Genomic DNA, 16115 nt, shown 5'->3' on the forward strand with positions numbered 1-16115 from the left:
ACTGAAATTCAGGCTGCAAAAATAGTAAATAATACTTATTATGCAATTTATTTCTGCAAATTTCTATTAATATCTGCACAAAGAATTGCTGCCGATATTGCAACGTTCAATGACTCAGCCTCTCCAACCCTTGGTATTGTTACCGGATTGGTAATTAAATTTATGATTTCGGGTGTTATCCCTTGTCCTTCATTACCCAAAATCACGATGCCTTCATTTCCCCATTTTGTTTCATAAATACTCGTTCCATTAAGAACTGCACCAAAAATAGGTACTTTAATATCTTTTAAAAATCCAGAAAGTTCTTCGTAATAAACATTTACCCTGCTCAAAGATCCCATTGTAGCCTGTACTGTTTTTGGGTTATAAATTTCAACGGTGTTGTTAGAACATATAATCTGTTTAAACCCAAACCAATCGGCTGTGCGAATAATAGTACCCAGATTACCCGGATCCTGAACTCCATCAAGCACCAAAGAAAATGATCCTTTTAGACTACTTATATCAAAACTGCGGCTTTTAGGGATGTGTACAAGAGCCAGTACACCTTGCGGAGTTTGTAAAGTACTAATCTTATCCAGTTCGGCGTTGTTTATTTCAAATAACTTTATATTTGCAGGCAAATTGGGCAGTAAAGACTGATATTGAGCCAGATAATAAATGCTATGTATTTGGTATGAAGATTGAATAAACTCTACAATAGATTTTATACCTTCAATAATAAATATCCCATTTTCTTTACGGTACTTTTTTTGATGTAACGATTTTATAAACCCTATCTGAGATTTTGAAAGCATACTATAATAATAAAAGGAATGTCCATTTTCATGCAATATTACTATTTATTCTGGTTTTTGTTACGGGATGCTCCTCAACAAAATATATTGCGGACTACCAATCTATTGTTAAAAATGTAGAAATTGACAGCATAGATAAAGCTTTTGAGGAAGAAGCACTCAATTATATTCAAAAAGATATCAGGCCCACATCTACAATTGGTATCAATGTTATTATTTATAACATGTTCAATACTAAAGATGGCCGTTATAAAACTTCCAATATAAAACCGCTTGGTACGCCTCCTCCAATTCTTGATAGTGCATTGGTAGAGATCTCCCGCGGTCAAATTGAAAGATTTCTGATGAGCAAAGGGTATTTTATGGCGAAAGTAAAATCAGAGATAAAGGTTAAAAAGAAACGTGCTGATGTTTTTTTTAAGGCAAGTCCGGGGCCTGTTTTTCATGTCAATAAAATAAAGTATGAAATCGCTGATGAACTTGTTAATAAATTCTACATGGAAAGTAGGGCCGCTGAAACTTTTCTGAAAGAGGGGATGAGGTATGATGATGATTCTTTAGCCCACGAACGTGATCGAATCTATACTGTGATGAAGGAGAAGGGCTATTTCGATTTCGCGAGGCCATACGTAAAATACGAGGTCGATTCGAACTTAAATTCCAGCAAGGCTAATGTTACTCTGATTATAGATAACCCTCAGGATAAACCCAAGCATGAGCAGTTTTATATTGGTGAGACCAACGTAATTATTGCCCCAAATGCAGATGGTTTTCCTGATACGCTTAACATGAACGATAAGGTTTTTAGGGGTTTAAGGTATACCGACCTCTCTAAAAAGTTTCGGAGGAATCCTATAGTACGGTATAACTTTCTTCATCAGGGCGAGATTTATAATATCTACAATGAGAACCTTACCTATGATCGTATGTATGAGCTTAACGTTTTTAAAAATGTTAAGATAGATTATAACAGGCCAAAAGACAGTGTCAATAAAGTGTTCCCGGTTATCCAGTTAATTCCTCAAAAAATAATGAGCAACCGGGTAGAGGGGGAGGTGCCTTTTAATGCCGGTACTGTTGGTTTTACTTTATCAAATACGTATACAAACAACAACATGTTCCGCGGGGCTGAACGATTTGAATTTCAGGTTAAAGGAGGACTGCAATCCAGAATTGGGCAGGGGAATTCAATATTCAAGGATATTTATCAGCGCGATTTTTCAATTAGTGCTAATCTGACCGTTCCCAGATTAATGTTGCCGTTTATTACTGCCAGACCGGGCAGAAGAGGTGGTATGCCACATACCATATTCTCTACCAGTTACGTATATGCACAGCAAAAAAGTTTTTTTGAACGCCATGTATTTCTTAGTTCGCTAACTTACGAATTTGTAGAATCGAAATCTAAATACCATTCTGTGACCCCTTTAAACTTTGAGTATAGATTTGGAGGACTTCTTTTTGATGCTGAAGATCCAAATAATAAAGGAGAGTTACTTAAGAATTTTTATAATCTTTTATTGTTAGACAGAAGAGATATCACCCTTGGTATCAAATACACATATTCCCTAAATGCCGATAAACTGCTGACAAATGAAAGCTTTATTTATTTTAGGGGAAGCATGGATTTAGCTGGTAACATGTTACAACTGGCAACAAGTCTTACTGGTAATAAAGCTAATCTGAAAGATAGTGTATATGCTACAATATTTGGATTGCCGTTTAACCAATATATGCGGCCGGAGATAGATTTGCGCTGGTATAAAAACCTTGGGGGAGAGAAACAGTTTGTTGCCCGTTTAAACAGCGGAATTGGCTATGCTTATGGTAACTCTAATTCGGTCCCGTTCGAGAAATTGTTCTTCGCAGGAGGTTCAAGCGGCATTAGGGCCTGGCAGGCCAGAACCCTGGGGCCTGGAAATTATGATAGGGGAAAGGCGCTTGATACTGATACCTTAAGAAGAGCATTATATGGCCTTGATCAGCTTGGCGAGCTGCATATTGAGGCGAATTTAGAATACAGATATAAACTCTTGAATAAGTTTTTTGGAGCCAAATTGAAAGGTGCTGTGTTTTTAGATGCCGGTAACGTATGGAATGTGACCAGAACCGGTACGCCATCTACCTATTTTGATTTCAAAAAACTGGGCAGTCAAATTGCCCTGGGCACTGGTATGGGTTTCAGGTACGATGTGCAGTACTTTGTATTTAGGTTTGATGTGGGTTTAAAACTTAAAGACCCACAGTTTGAAGGTTCCGATCAATGGATGTTCAAACGATTCTTTACTGGAAATAAGAAGTTTAAAGACGATTATTACCTTACCCATAGTCCGGAAAGGTATCGCTTTGTGCAATACAATTTTGGTATAGGAATGCCTTTTTAAGCGCTCTGCTTAAAACATTCGCTTTAAGCCATCAAATATAGTCTCGAAGAAAGTAGACAGGTTTAAACCGTTGCTGTGATTAAAGTAGATGAATATTAAAAGGATAATCACTGCAGCTATAATGAACTTCCTAAATGCAAAAGCCAAAAAGATGATCAGTGCAGGGAATAATATTAACCACATACTGTTGATCACATACGGAGTTAAGGTGCCGTCCTTTTTATGAACATATAAAAGTTTGCTGTGGGTGCCAGTATCGTTCTGATGTTTTATATATACAAAGGCCGACCGTTCCAATTGTAATGGCAGCACACCAACACCTCCATTAAATTTAATAGGCTGGGTAAAACCGCTTACACTAAAAGTGTAAGTGCCATTAATCTTTTCTATAGGTATATCTAAAGAATCAGCTGCTATAATGGCAAGCTTGCTGTTTTTGAGCAGGCTCTCTTTAACTATAAAATTATTGATGTCTGCATTTTGAGCAAAGCCGGAAACACACATTACCAACAGCAATATCAACAAATATATTCTTCTCATTCTATAGATCGTTTATTGTAAATCAGATACCCCAAATGTAGTAAAACCCCGTTTCTTTTTATCGGGTCGTCATATAAATTGTAACTAAAACTTATAGGCCCAACCGGGGTATGGTACACCAGCCCTGCAGTTGCCGCATACTGCCATTTGGTAAGCGGTTTCATACGGTCTATTCCCTGGAAGCCTACCTTCTCAAACTTCTGATATGGCAAAAACACATAACCTTCAACTCTTAAGTCAAGATTTCTTTTAATGCTGTATACGTTTTTAATTCCTCCTGCAAAGTAACTGGTGGCCCTAAAGTTTTCTAAAAATACAGATCTGCTGTCTTGCAATGGATAAAATGCAGGCGAAGCAAGTATAGTAGAGTAGTAGTTAGAAAATAAAGGCTGGTTTGAAATTACAGCTTCGAGTAGGTATCCTAAAGAATATTTATGTTTTGCGAGGAAGTAATTTTCATCGCTAACCTTTAAATTGAACCATTGCCGGTATTTTCTGTTTACTTCAGTTTTGCTTGCCACAAGTTCCGCAGATTCTGTTAAACCGTCGGTAATGTTGCCGGGTGTGTAGCTCTCTCTCCCTGCAAAATAATTCAGACTTAACAGGAAATTACGGCCCTTATTGGCGTATTGCTTGCGATTAAAGGTGTACTGTTCAAAAGCAAAGGTAGATCTGGAAGCATTGAACACAGTTTTGTCTAATTTATTCCCAATCTCAAAGGTGTTATTCGGACTATAGCCATCGTAATTGTTAATAAAGGCAGTATTCAGTGTTACCTTGGTATTCCGGTTTAGCGGAAAACCGATCTTTAAATCTATTTTTCTATCTGTCTGCTCAATATATGTAGGATGAGGGTTTTCAATAAAAATAGAACTGGTTTTATAGTAGTCAAAGTGATTATAGGTCATTTCCATAGCAAGGAATAATGGTAAACGAGAAGGATAATCTATCCTTCCATTTACTTGTATAGATTCGTAAAACCGCCCCGAATATAAGTTAGTGCCAAAAGTATACGATTTCTGGTTTAGGTAGTTGTACTGCATTCCAAGAAATACATTACTGATTGGTCGGGTGGATATGTTCCCCCCAAAGTCAATTTTAAAGCTTTTTTGTGGTTTGGCTACAATTTCGAAATTATAACTGTCCGACACCGGGTTGTACGTTATCTTGGGGTAAATGGTTTCAAAGGTTTCATCTGCTACAAGTTTGTAATAGCCTTGCTTAATATCATCAAGGTCAAAGGTGTTTTGATCTCTTTTGAAAAGACGCTCGATGTATTTTTTTTGCTGAGCATTTACTCCGGATACGGTTACGCCGCTAAAAAGCAGGTTGGGTTTTTTATTGTTGAACTGAGTTCTTTTAATCATCAGATCTCCTGTGGTTATGCGTCTGCTTATCTTTTTCTTGATCTGGTCCATATCGGCAATGGTTGCATCATAGCCTTGTTTTATCAGTTCCTCTACCGGGTTGAAATTGGTTGAAGTATACCCCCTTAGGTTTGGCTGGATATAAATACCATTTGGGCCAATAAGGGTAGAGTCTGATTTAGAAAGAAACATAAAAACCATTAGGCGGTTCATTAACCGCTCATCATTGTTTTTAGGGTATTCATTGAAGTTTTTTGAAGATACATTTGAGCCAATAATTACATCAGGATTAAAAGTATCTCTCATTACATCGGCCGGAAAATTATTATACAGACCGCCATCAAAAACGTACTTGTCGTCTAATTTTATAGGTCGGTAAATCAAAGGGACAGTCATGGTTGCTCTAACGGCATCGGCTAAACTGCCTTTTTTTACGGTTATGCTATTTTGCGACAACACATCAGATACCATGCAGCGGTAAGGGACAAACAGATTGTCGAAATTATCTTTTGAAATAGCTGATGCCTGGGCGAAGAGCTCTAGCAGGGCGAAGTTTAAAGGGATATCATTTACCAGATTTGACCTGAAATTGAATCTTAAATTAGAGTCGACAGAGAGCTTTGCTGTAATTATTGAGGGGTTAATGTTTTTCTTCTGAAAGAAGAAGCTGTAATCGCTCTTGAATCTTCCGCTTACCCAATCCTGAAAATTGCTGCTTAAAGCTATTTTCTCTATTTCGGTTGGCGAATACCCCGCTGCATACATTGCACCAACAATGCCACCCATAGAAGTTCCGGTAATGTAATCAATTGGGATATTGTTTTCTTCGAGTGCTTTTAATATGCCTATGTGGGCAAGCCCCTTGGCCCCACCGCCACTCAGTACCAAGCCTACCTTTTGCGCATTTACATTTAATGCGGTTATAAATAGAAAAAGGAAGAGTAATCTTTTTATAAGCATGGCTCATAAAAATAGGAGTTTTATTTCATAAAGGCGATCTGATTAATCAGTTTAACGAAAATATGCTGTAGGTTAAAATGGTAGCAAAGCCGACCCATAATATATACGGAATGAAGAGTAAACCTGCAGTTTTGTCAATTTTATAGAATACCATTGCGTTTATAATGATGACGAGCAGCAGGGCAATGATTTCAAAAAGTGCCAGCCCAATTTCGTGGGCGTAAAAGAAAAGGAACGACCACATTACATTTAAAACAAGCTGTATAAGATATATTGCAACTGTACGATTGAAATGTTGAACTTCTTTTCTTTTTAACCAAACCAGATAGGCGGCAATTCCCATTAAAATAAAAAGGGTAGTCCATACCGGTGGAAATACCCAATTCGGTGGGTTAAAAGAGGGTTTATTTAGGGTTACGTACCATGTTTTAACATATTGAGAAGTAAACCATGCGCCGATAGCACCCATAGCTAAAGGAATAGCAATATTAATAATAAAGGCAAATGGTTTAAATCTCATGTTCTGTTAAATTGTTGTGCAATGTTACAAGTTAATTTTCTTTAACAACAATCATCCAGCCTTTGTTTTTTGTTACCGGGATCTCATCTATTGCAGCAAAAGTTTTTGAGGGTTGAAAGTTCTTAATCTCAGGGGCAGTTATTGTTGCCTTTGCCGGGTCAATTCCCAATGCTTTCCAGTCTATGCTCAGTTTTATTTTTGTATCCTCTTTAGCCCAGCTTGCAAGTGCTATCAGCACACTTTTGTCTTTCTTATAAATGGTTGCCAATACATCAGGGTTGTTGGTTTTAACCGGATTGTTTTCTACCCAATAGCCGATCATTTTAGTGCCCTGCATACCAAAATCATCCCAGGCTTTCCATATTGCACGAGGGTCTGCGCCATCGCTCCATGGCATGCGGTTAGTCATTCCGTAAACCATTCCGCGCCATGCGTTACCACCGTCTTGCAGCATTTCGCCCATTAGCCCGAATGGTATGCCCGAAGATTCTGTTAAAAAGAAATCAGGAGTGCTTTTCTCGTAGTCGAAATACTCACCAAACCATAAACGGTTTAGATAAGGGAAATGCTCCATATATAGGTTTGCACTGTTGTTAAAGCCATCGCTTTTATTGTATTGGTTTGCCGAGTGCAGGTCTATAATGCCAGGATGTCCGTTTTGGGTAAGTACACTTTTTACGCGTTTCATTGTAGTTCTGTCGAAAGCTACATCATCCAGATAGAGCCCGTCTATGCCAACATTATTAACCAGCCAGTTCATGCCTTCAACATAATAGTTGTGCCAGCGGCTCATTCCACTGTTCACAACAGCTGCATCTTTTATTTCGGGTACATACCATGCCGCTATGTAATCTTCGCCAAGGTGTTCCTGTAACCAGGAATAGCCACCGCCTTTACCTGGCGAGTAAATTTCGTGACCCAAGCTGCGCAATGGGAATGTCTCGTAAGCACTGTTCGATAACTCGCGGACCGTATTGTAAATTTTAACCTTAAGCCCCTTTGAATGTGCTTCATCAATATAGGTTTTCATTTCCTTGTGGGCAATAAAAGGGTAATTGATGAATGGATTAATAGGCGTAGCATGGTGTATGTTTATTAGTGTTGCACCTGTTGCTTTAATGGTGTCCAGATTGTTGTATTTATGATAAAAGCGGTTGCTCCACTGAAAGTCGGTATTGATTGGGTGGAAAGGAGTGATTAGTAAAGTGAAGTTGTAATATAACGTATCGCCCTTTTTCATCAGGCGTTCTCCGCTGTAATTGTCGGCCAGAATGGCCTGTCCTTTTTTAGCGATTTTAATACCGCCTTTACCTTCGTTGCCCCATGATGTTGGCAATAGCAAAGGTTTCTGTAAATAGAAGTTTGTATTTAAAGGACGTACATAATGATTGTCTCTTAGTGAATATTGTAAACCTGCATTTACATCGCCTATCCAGGCGCCATCCTGGTTTTTGTTGGCTACATCCCATTTCCAGTTTAAGGAATCCGGGCGATAACCACCTTTCTGACCAAGGCCCATCATGTATTTAGCAGCGGTTGGGGTGAAGGGAAGATGCAAGCTGATGTTGCTCAGTTTAATATCATTTACAGCGATGAATTTAACTGTATACGATACAAAACCATCAAATTCAAGTGAGGCATTTACCTCCATGTTTAAACTGTCGGATGTGCTTTTTGAAGTCCACTTTGCAATGCCCGGCTGCTTATCTGTAAAGGTAATTTCGGAAGTTTTAAATTTAATATCTTTATGGTTTGGTCTAGTTACATGAAAATGAACAGGCTCGGTAAGGATGTTTTTTGGAGTGGCCGATAATTCTGTCATCTCCGGTGTAAAGAATGTTTGTATCTGAGCAGGTAAGCCGTCCTGATTTATGGTGAACTTTCTGCCCAGCAGAGAAATGGTTTTGTCGTTTATAACAAGAGGAATGTAAGGAGCAATAACCTCATTTTTCTCTGCCATGGTTGAATTTAACCATTTAAGTCGGGTTTGTTTTTGCGGTTCATTTATACCTCCATCTGCCAGGACAGTGTTGTTTACTGTTAGCACAATCCGGATAATTGTACTGGCCGAGCCTTTGGCGCTAACAGTTGCTGTACCTGTATAAATACCTGCGCTAATGTCTTTAGGGATATCAGCAAGTATCCATAAGGCCTGAACTTTGTTTTTGGCTACGTTTACAGTTTTATGTAACGGGCTGCCGTCCCAGTTAACGCCATCGGTATTTAAACATGAAAAAGCTTTTGCAGAAATGGATTTGCCTGCTTTATTTTTTAGATCGCTGAAGGTAACTTTAACATCATTAATATCTTTTTTTACCGGATAAATACCGAGCTGATAGGTGTAGTTTTCTCCTTTAGATGCTGTTCCGGAGAAAGCGTTCTTTAATCCTTTTGTGATCCATAACTGAGGCAGATCGTCCTGCATTTTTATAGGATTAACCCTGTCTTCAGTAAAAACAAGATAGTCTTTTTGTGGATGTTGTTTAATCAGGTTTTTAGTTTCTGCTGCGGTAGCAATTACTTCCATAGGGTAGAAACTGCTCATTGCATTAATTGCCTCTATGCGTACAAGTTTGGCAGGTACAGCGTTTGCGGTTGATTTTGGCCACTGACTCTCAGCCGTCGGAGCCTTTCTATACTGAGCATTTGGGTAATTTGAACGTCCTTCTACCTGGTACGGCATGTAGTAAACATAATAAGTGCCGGCTCCTGAGGTTGGCTCAAAATAGATGGTCCCTTGTTCTCTGCTGATGTTTGCCGCCTTTACATCTGTGATTCTGCTGTTGGTTTTTGCATCAACCACCCAAATATCCTTAAGCTCGGGATGGGTGTCTCTTCTTCGCCATTCGATAGTTGCTTTTGCTACATTTCCAGCTGCGCTTACCGTTAGTACAGCTCTATGGTTCCCCAGAGAGTCGGGATTCCAACTGTCGTTTCCGGTACCGTATTTAATTTGTTGAGCGCTAACTCCTGTAATCAGGAATAAGATGAAAATGAGTACTAAAGATGGTTTCATTGTGTGTTTTAGATTTAATGGTAAAAGTAACCATTCTGTTAATAGACTGGTAATATTTCAGATTTCCTATGCAAAACGTCTTTTTTTTAAAATAAAAGATGGAAGTTTGTTTTCTTGAATAAATTAAGTTTAAATGAGCGATAAAAAAGGATTTACAACCACCATACTTCATTCAGACCGTCTTTTGAAACCAGAATTCGGTGCATTACATCAACCTGTTCATAACGCAGTAACCTGGGGATACGATGATGTCCAGGGCTTGGTAAATGTTTTTCAAAACAAAACAAAGGGTTATGCTTATTCCCGTCAGGGCAATCCAACAACAACTGCACTTGAGCATAAAGTAACACAAATGGAACAGGGTCTTGCTACTGTTTCTTTTGCTACCGGAATGGCTGCCATTTCTTCTACCATACTGGCTTTAATAAAAGCAGGCGACCATATTATTGCAAGTTCATACCTTTTTGGTAATACCAGAAGTATTATGCAGACATATATGGAGATGGGCCTGAGCATCTCTTTTGTTGATGCAACTGATGTTCAGAATATTAAAAATGCCTATCAGGAAAATACCAGAATGGTATTTGTAGAAACCATTGCAAACCCTGCTACCCAAATATCAGATCTAGGTGCTATAGGTGATTTTTGTGAAGACAAAAAATTGATCTATGTAGTAGATAATACAATGACATCACCTTACTTGTTCCGTCCGGTTGCAGTAAAGGCTAGTCTTATCATTAACTCTTTAACAAAATATATTGGCGGTCATGGTAATGCATTAGGTGGAAGTGTAACTGATACGGGCTTATTCGATTGGCTTAGCTTTCCTAACATTGCACCAATAATCCGCGAGCAGATCCGTCCGGAAATGCAGGGAATGACGCAAATAAGAAAAAGAGGTTTACGTGATGGTGGTGGCACGCTTGCTCCTGAAGCAGCGCATAGTATTTCTGTGGGTTCTGAAACTATTGCTTTAAGGCTTGAACGTGCTTGCAGTAACGCGGCTACACTTGCAGAATTTCTTGATAAGCATCCTTTAATCAGTAAAGTTTATTATCCTGGATTGAAAAGTCACCCTCAGCATGAACTTGCTTCAAGCTTGTTCCATCGCTATGGCGGATTACTGAGTTTTGCACTAGTTGATGGCATCGATTGCTTTAAGTTCCTGAATGAGCTTAAACTGGTTATCAAATCAAGCAACCTTGGTGATACCCGTACACTTGCAATTCCCGTTGCTCATACCATATTCTTCGAATTAGGTAAAGAAAGACGTGATGAAATGGGAATCCCTGATTCTATGGTTAGATTGTCTGTAGGTATTGAAGATATAGAGGATCTTATTGGGGATTTCAGCGCTGCTTTTGAGGCTGTTTCCAATTAATAATTGTACAAAAGAAATAGAATGAATAGAATAATAGCGTGCTTGTGTTTAAGCATTTTCATCTGTTTTGCAGCGAGTGCACAACAGAATAAGATTTCAGGAACGGTTAAAGACGCTAAGGGAGTTCCTGTTGATGCAGTAACGGTACAGGTATTAAATAAAAATTTAAGTACAGTTACAGATTTGACAGGTGCTTTTGAACTTGTTAATGTTCCCTCGGGCAAAGTAAGTTTAAGGTTCAGCGCGGTGGGTTATGCAGCAATAAATAAACTGGTAACCGATGATAACAGGAGCCTGAATATTACTTTAGAAGATGCCGGGTTGAAGTTGGATGAAGTAATTGTTTCTGCACAGAAAACTGAAGAAAATGTTCAGAATATACCTTCCAGTATATCTGTTTTTTCATCAGCAAAAGTGAATGATTACAGGATACAGAACACCAGAGATTTGTCGGCTATTGTTCCAAATCTTTATAGCAGTAACCCTGGTGATGGAAGGAATGTAACCTCAATAAGAGGTATTACTACAACTTCTTACGATCCGGCGGTAGCTACATATATTGATGGTGTAAATCAATTTGGATTGGATACATACATTTCTTCTCTGTTTGATTTAGAACGGATAGAAGTATTGCGTGGCCCTCAGGGCACTTTGTATGGCAGAAATGCAATGGGTGGGGTAATTAACATTATCACCAAAAAGCCCGCAAATTATACAACTGGTTTTGCAGGTGTTGATTTCGGGAATTATGGTCAGCAGCGTTATAGCGCAGGTATCAGAACTGCTCTAATTAAGGATAAGTTGTTTTTTGGTGCAGCAGGTCTGGTTAACAGGCAAAGTGGATTTTATACCAATGAGTTTAACAATAAAAAATATGATCGTTTACATGGCTACCTGGGAAATTATTATCTGAAATTTCAGGGCAGTTCAAAGTTTGATTTAACTTTAAATGTAAAACATAATGAGAACCGTAATGACGGAACATTTCCATTAGTGGCTTCTGTTGAGGATGCATTAAGTAGCCCTTTTAAAGTAAACCAGAATACGTTAACAAAGATGTTTGATAACTTGTTTAACGCTTCATTGTCTGCAAATTATGCTGGTGATGGTTTTAATTTTACTTCTCAAAGTGCTTATCAGTCTAACTACAGGTATTATGATAAACCCATAGACAGTGATTTTTCACCGATCGATGGAATTTCTCTTATTAATAACTATGGTAAGGACTGGAATAAAATACAGGTTTTAACTCAGGAGTTCAAGTTCAGTTCTCCTTCATCGTCTACTTCAAAGCTTAAATGGGTAGGAGGCGTGTATGGCTTCTATCAGAAAAACCCGGTAAAACAAGGCTTGTCTTTTGGTGAAGATGCGGAAATGGTAGGGTCTATGCCTGGTCTTAATATCATAAGTATTAACAAAGGGAAGGGCTTTGGCTTAGCTGCTTTTGGGCAGGTTAGCTATGCAATAACAGATGAGTTGTCGGCCACTGCCGGTTTACGTTATGATTATGAGCATAAAAAGCAAGGGGTATATGGAGAGATGTTAATGCCTGGCGAGACGCAGCCTATAGTTGAACAAAAAGATACCAGCGCAACTGCTACTTTCAACGCATTATCTCCTAAAGTTAGTCTTGCTTATTTGTTTGTGGCTGACCATAGCCTTTATGCAACTTACAGCAGAGGTTTTCGTGCTGGCGGTCTTACACAAATCGGTTCCGACAGAACTGCAAGACCTTTAGTGGCCTACAAACCAGAATATGGTAATAATCTGGAGTTTGGATCTAAAAATACCTTTTTCGATCAACGCTTAAGCGTTAATGTTGCCGCTTTTTATGTTAGACTTACAGATGCACAAATACCTGTACTGATCTTGCCAGATGCAATAACAATAACCAGAAATGCAGGAAAATTAAGTAGTAAAGGTGTTGAGGTTGAACTTTCGGCCAGACCTGTTAAAGGACTAAGCGTTGATTATAACTTTGGCTATACTGATGCAAAATATAAATCATTGAGTTTGCCGGTAGATAAGGCGGTTGTGAATTTTGATGGCAACAAACAGATCTACACACCGGAAATGACTTCTATGCTTGCATTGCAGTACGGCTATCAAATTGAAAACCTTAATAAGCTGAATTTGATTGCACGAGGTGAGTGGGCGTATACAGGAGATCAATTTTTTGATCTTCAAAACCGGTTTGAGCAAAAAGGCTATCATCTGTTCAATGCAAAAATTGGTGTTTCTAATAAGAGATTTGACGTGTTTTTCTGGGGAAGAAATTTGAGTGATAAAACCTATGTAGATTATGTTTATGATTTCGGTGCTGCCCATTTGGGTAATCCGAAAACATATGGAATTTCACTGGCAGGAAGGTTTTAAAGGTGATTCTTAAGTGACCGTCCAGGCGCTGTCGTCATCTCGAACGCATGTGAGAGATCTCTTGAATCATGTTTAAACAAGAGATCTCTCACATGCGTTCGAGATGACGACAGCGTTTCAGACGATCGCCTAAATTATTTCTTTTGCTGAGAAAGGAAAGTAACAAGTGAAGCAAGTTCATCGTACGACAATGAATTGGCTAAACCCGCTGGCATCATAGATGAATCCATTTCTTTGCGCGATAAGATATCGCTTGCTTTAATAGTGAAAACTTCACCGGCAATATTACGCATCACAACCTTAGCAGCTGTTTCTTCAGTAATAAAGCCCATATAAGTTTTATCTCCCTTAGCAGAGATCATCACTGTAGCAAATCCTTGCGAAATTGAAGCACTTGGTTTAAGGATAGACTCAGCAATTTGCTCACGATTCATAATAGAACCGATTTGGCCCATAAATGGTCCTTTCATTTTTTCGCCTTTGCTGATGCTATGGCAGGCAATACATCCCTGACGGGTAAATAATGCTTTACCTTTAACCGCGTCACCTTCTAATTTATTGATGGCCAATAAAACATCCTCAATAGATGATTTACCAACCTGGCCTTTTTGATTCTTAATCTTTTCAAGATCTACTTTAGGCTCTTCGGTAGCAGCAACTTTTTCTTCGGTAGCAAATGCAGCGATATCCATACGATTGCGGGAATCTAAGTCTGCGAAAAATTGCTTGCCGCTGGCACCTTTTTTCTCTGATTCTCCTACAAGGAATTTCTCTATGGCCGGAGAACCTTCCCATAATACTGCTTTATAGTATGGACCGTGAGAATCTGGTCTTGTACCCCACCACCATGACGCATCATAAGCATCTTCTTTCTTATAAAGTCGAGCCAATGTTGTCAGGATTTGTGTTTTAAACTTTTCGTCATTCGATTTCTGATACGCATCAATTAATGCATTAACCGCTTTTTGATCATGCATATAACGTAAAGCCCACAATGCAAGCGTTGAATTTTCACCATTAATTGCTGCTATAGTAGCATCCACAGCTTTAAGGTTTATTAATGCCTGTACAGCTAAGTGAGGTTGAACAATAGCGGGATTAGGAGTAGCATGAGGACCCTCTACATCTTTAGCAGGTTCTACAAATGATGCAGGAACTTTGGTTTGTAATAGGGCAGTGGCAGTTTCTACATGTCCTAAACGACCTAGTCCTATTGCAGCAACAGCTTGAACACGTGGAGAAGGATCTTTAAGTCCCTCTAAAAACGGCTCAGTTGGAACATTTTGTAAGTTGTTTTTGCGATCTGCAAGTGTTTTCAATGCGAACTCTCTCATCGCATCTTCTTTTGTAAATGCTAATAAAGCAGGGATTCCATCAACACCAGCAGCTTGTGCATAAGTGTAAATACCAGCAACACGTGCATATAAAGGAAATTTTTTGTCGGAAGCAATTTTTAAAGCAGCTGCAGTAGCTTGTTTGTTCGAACGGTTAATCAGCTCCTGCGAAGCAGCTAAACGGGCTACTGCACTGGCTGATTTAAGCAATTCTGCTAATTGTTTAACAGAGGCTTTTTCAACATTTGGGAATGCTTTATATGTCCAGTTGTTTGGTACTGCACGAACTACATAACCTTTACTTGGGCTACCAGAATAACCTGCGCCATCCCATGCAGAAAGGTAAAGTCTGCCCGATCCGTCAACATCTAAATCTGTGATTTGAGGAAGTTTAATAAACTCTTCTTCTTTTTGGGTGAAAGTAGGCCCATCAGGTGTAACTCTATGGATATAGAGCATGCTTCTTCCCCAATCAGCCATCATTGGAACGTTGTTGTATTTTTCAGGCCAGGTTGGTTCGCTCATAAATAAAGCGCCGGTACCTGAACCTCCACCAACATCTACTAATGCCGGTAATATTTCATCAGTAAAGTGTTGAAACAAAACAGGATATCCATATTCTCCAGATTGGATAAAATGCGAAAAGCGAACATTCCATCCACCACCATCATTGGTGTTTTCTCTTGTGAAAACATTCATGTACGGATCAATAGCCACATCATAAACGTTACGCGTTCCATGAATAAATATTTCCATTTCGGTGCCATCAGGGCGCACGCGGACAATACCACCACCAAGCATGGTTAGTTTTTTGCCAGAACGATCTACTGCATTATGAAATCCAAAATCACCAACAGAAATGTAAATCCAACCATCTATACCCATTCTGATTCCATTTGTAGCGTGGTCTGTTCCACGTTCCTGAATGTATTTAGTATTACTAAGGTTTTCAATTAGAGGTTTTGCAGGACCATCAGCCTTTCCGTCACCATCTTTATCTTCAAAAACTACCAGCGCCATTCCTGTAGCTTTACCAGTTTCTTTAGAGAAGGTTGTGTGTAATACAAAGACCTTATCGCCTTGCACGATAATACCACGAGGGTTATCAACCATTGCAAATTCTACATGCTGGTCCATTTTACCATCGTTGTCTTTATCAACAAGTTTAAGGATACGGCCTTTGCCCGGATCTTTTCCTAATGATCCGATCATATCAACACCTACAAAAACTTCGCCTGTTGCAGCAACAGCCAGACAAGCGGGACTTGGTGTAACATCAGGGCCGGCAAACGGCGTAATTGTTAATTCAGGAGGGTCAAAAGAGGTGGTTTTTGGTTCGCCCACGAAGCTTTTTATTCCCAGGAATAGTATCAGGGAATAAATAAGGCTTAAAGAAAATTTAATCATTTGTGTATTCTATTAAGTGTTTAACGTAAGTGT

At 39.0% G+C, this 16115-nt stretch carries 9 protein-coding genes; 3 read left to right on the forward strand and 6 right to left on the reverse strand.

Going from position 1 to position 16115, the window contains the following annotated elements; all coding sequences use genetic code 11:
• Positions 1 to 47 precede the first annotated feature (47 nt).
• A complete protein-coding gene (locus HQN86_RS02710) occupies positions 48 to 797 on the reverse strand; it encodes a TrmH family RNA methyltransferase (protein ID WP_172659507.1) in 750 nt (249 codons plus the stop codon).
• Between HQN86_RS02710 and tamL the strand changes: the two genes are divergently transcribed.
• On the forward strand, positions 788 to 3181 hold the full coding sequence (tamL, locus tag HQN86_RS02715; RefSeq protein ID WP_172659508.1) for a translocation and assembly module lipoprotein TamL: 2394 nt from the start codon (positions 788 to 790) through the stop codon (positions 3179 to 3181). The two genes, HQN86_RS02710 and tamL, sit on opposite strands and share 10 nt — an antisense overlap.
• Positions 3182 to 3190: 9 nt before the next feature.
• Here the strand turns inward: tamL and HQN86_RS02720 are convergent, their stop codons facing one another.
• The 4 genes from HQN86_RS02720 to HQN86_RS02735 are packed head-to-tail and all read right to left on the reverse strand — an operon-like array spanning position 3191 to position 9584.
• Positions 3191 to 3721, reverse strand: a complete 531-nt coding sequence (locus HQN86_RS02720; RefSeq protein WP_172659509.1) for a hypothetical protein — start codon at positions 3719 to 3721, stop codon at positions 3191 to 3193.
• On the reverse strand, positions 3718 to 6048 hold the full coding sequence (locus HQN86_RS02725; protein ID WP_172659510.1) for a patatin-like phospholipase family protein: 2331 nt from the start codon (positions 6046 to 6048) through the stop codon (positions 3718 to 3720). Before HQN86_RS02725 ends, HQN86_RS02720 begins: the two co-directional genes overlap by 4 nt.
• 46 nt (positions 6049 to 6094) lie before the next feature.
• Positions 6095 to 6568, reverse strand: a complete 474-nt coding sequence (locus HQN86_RS02730; RefSeq protein WP_172659511.1) for a TspO/MBR family protein — start codon at positions 6566 to 6568, stop codon at positions 6095 to 6097.
• A gap of 31 nt (positions 6569 to 6599) precedes the next feature.
• Positions 6600 to 9584, reverse strand: coding sequence for a glycoside hydrolase domain-containing protein (locus HQN86_RS02735; protein ID WP_172659512.1), 2985 nt, complete (start codon positions 9582 to 9584; stop codon positions 6600 to 6602).
• Between the two features lie 133 nt (positions 9585 to 9717).
• Here HQN86_RS02735 and HQN86_RS02740 point away from each other — a divergent pair, with 133 nt between their 5' ends.
• Both HQN86_RS02740 and HQN86_RS02745 read left to right on the forward strand, forming a co-directional pair.
• The gene (locus HQN86_RS02740) at positions 9718 to 10965 is read left to right on the forward strand and encodes a cystathionine gamma-synthase family protein (protein ID WP_172659513.1); all 1248 of its coding nucleotides are present in this window, start codon (positions 9718 to 9720) and stop codon (positions 10963 to 10965) included.
• Between the two features lie 21 nt (positions 10966 to 10986).
• Positions 10987 to 13341, forward strand: coding sequence for a TonB-dependent receptor (locus HQN86_RS02745; protein ID WP_172659514.1), 2355 nt, complete (start codon positions 10987 to 10989; stop codon positions 13339 to 13341).
• A 134-nt stretch (positions 13342 to 13475) separates the two neighbouring features.
• Here HQN86_RS02745 and HQN86_RS02750 read toward each other — a convergent pair whose 3' ends face one another.
• Positions 13476 to 16082, reverse strand: a complete 2607-nt coding sequence (locus tag HQN86_RS02750; RefSeq protein WP_172659515.1) for a DUF7133 domain-containing protein — start codon at positions 16080 to 16082, stop codon at positions 13476 to 13478.
• Between the last annotated feature and the right edge of the window lie 33 nt (positions 16083 to 16115).

Source organism: Pedobacter panaciterrae, assembly GCF_013204795.1.
In the GTDB taxonomy this organism is placed as follows: Bacteria; Bacteroidota; Bacteroidia; order Sphingobacteriales; family Sphingobacteriaceae; genus Pedobacter; species Pedobacter panaciterrae.

What these genes read in the sequence shown, in the direction of transcription:
- HQN86_RS02710 (WP_172659507.1), bottom strand. Translation starts at nt 797, where the DNA reads ATGCTTTCAAAATCTCAGATAGGGTTTATAAAATCGTTACATCAAAAA.
- HQN86_RS02720 (WP_172659509.1), bottom strand. Translation starts at nt 3,721, where the DNA reads ATGAGAAGAATATATTTGTTGATATTGCTGTTGGTAATGTGTGTTTCC.
- HQN86_RS02725 (WP_172659510.1), bottom strand. Translation starts at nt 6,048, where the DNA reads ATGCTTATAAAAAGATTACTCTTCCTTTTTCTATTTATAACCGCATTA.
- HQN86_RS02730 (WP_172659511.1), bottom strand. Translation starts at nt 6,568, where the DNA reads ATGAGATTTAAACCATTTGCCTTTATTATTAATATTGCTATTCCTTTA.
- HQN86_RS02735 (WP_172659512.1), bottom strand. Translation starts at nt 9,584, where the DNA reads ATGAAACCATCTTTAGTACTCATTTTCATCTTATTCCTGATTACAGGA.
- HQN86_RS02740 (WP_172659513.1), top strand. Translation starts at nt 9,718, where the DNA reads ATGAGCGATAAAAAAGGATTTACAACCACCATACTTCATTCAGACCGT.
- HQN86_RS02745 (WP_172659514.1), top strand. Translation starts at nt 10,987, where the DNA reads ATGAATAGAATAATAGCGTGCTTGTGTTTAAGCATTTTCATCTGTTTT.
- HQN86_RS02750 (WP_172659515.1), bottom strand. Translation starts at nt 16,082, where the DNA reads ATGATTAAATTTTCTTTAAGCCTTATTTATTCCCTGATACTATTCCTG.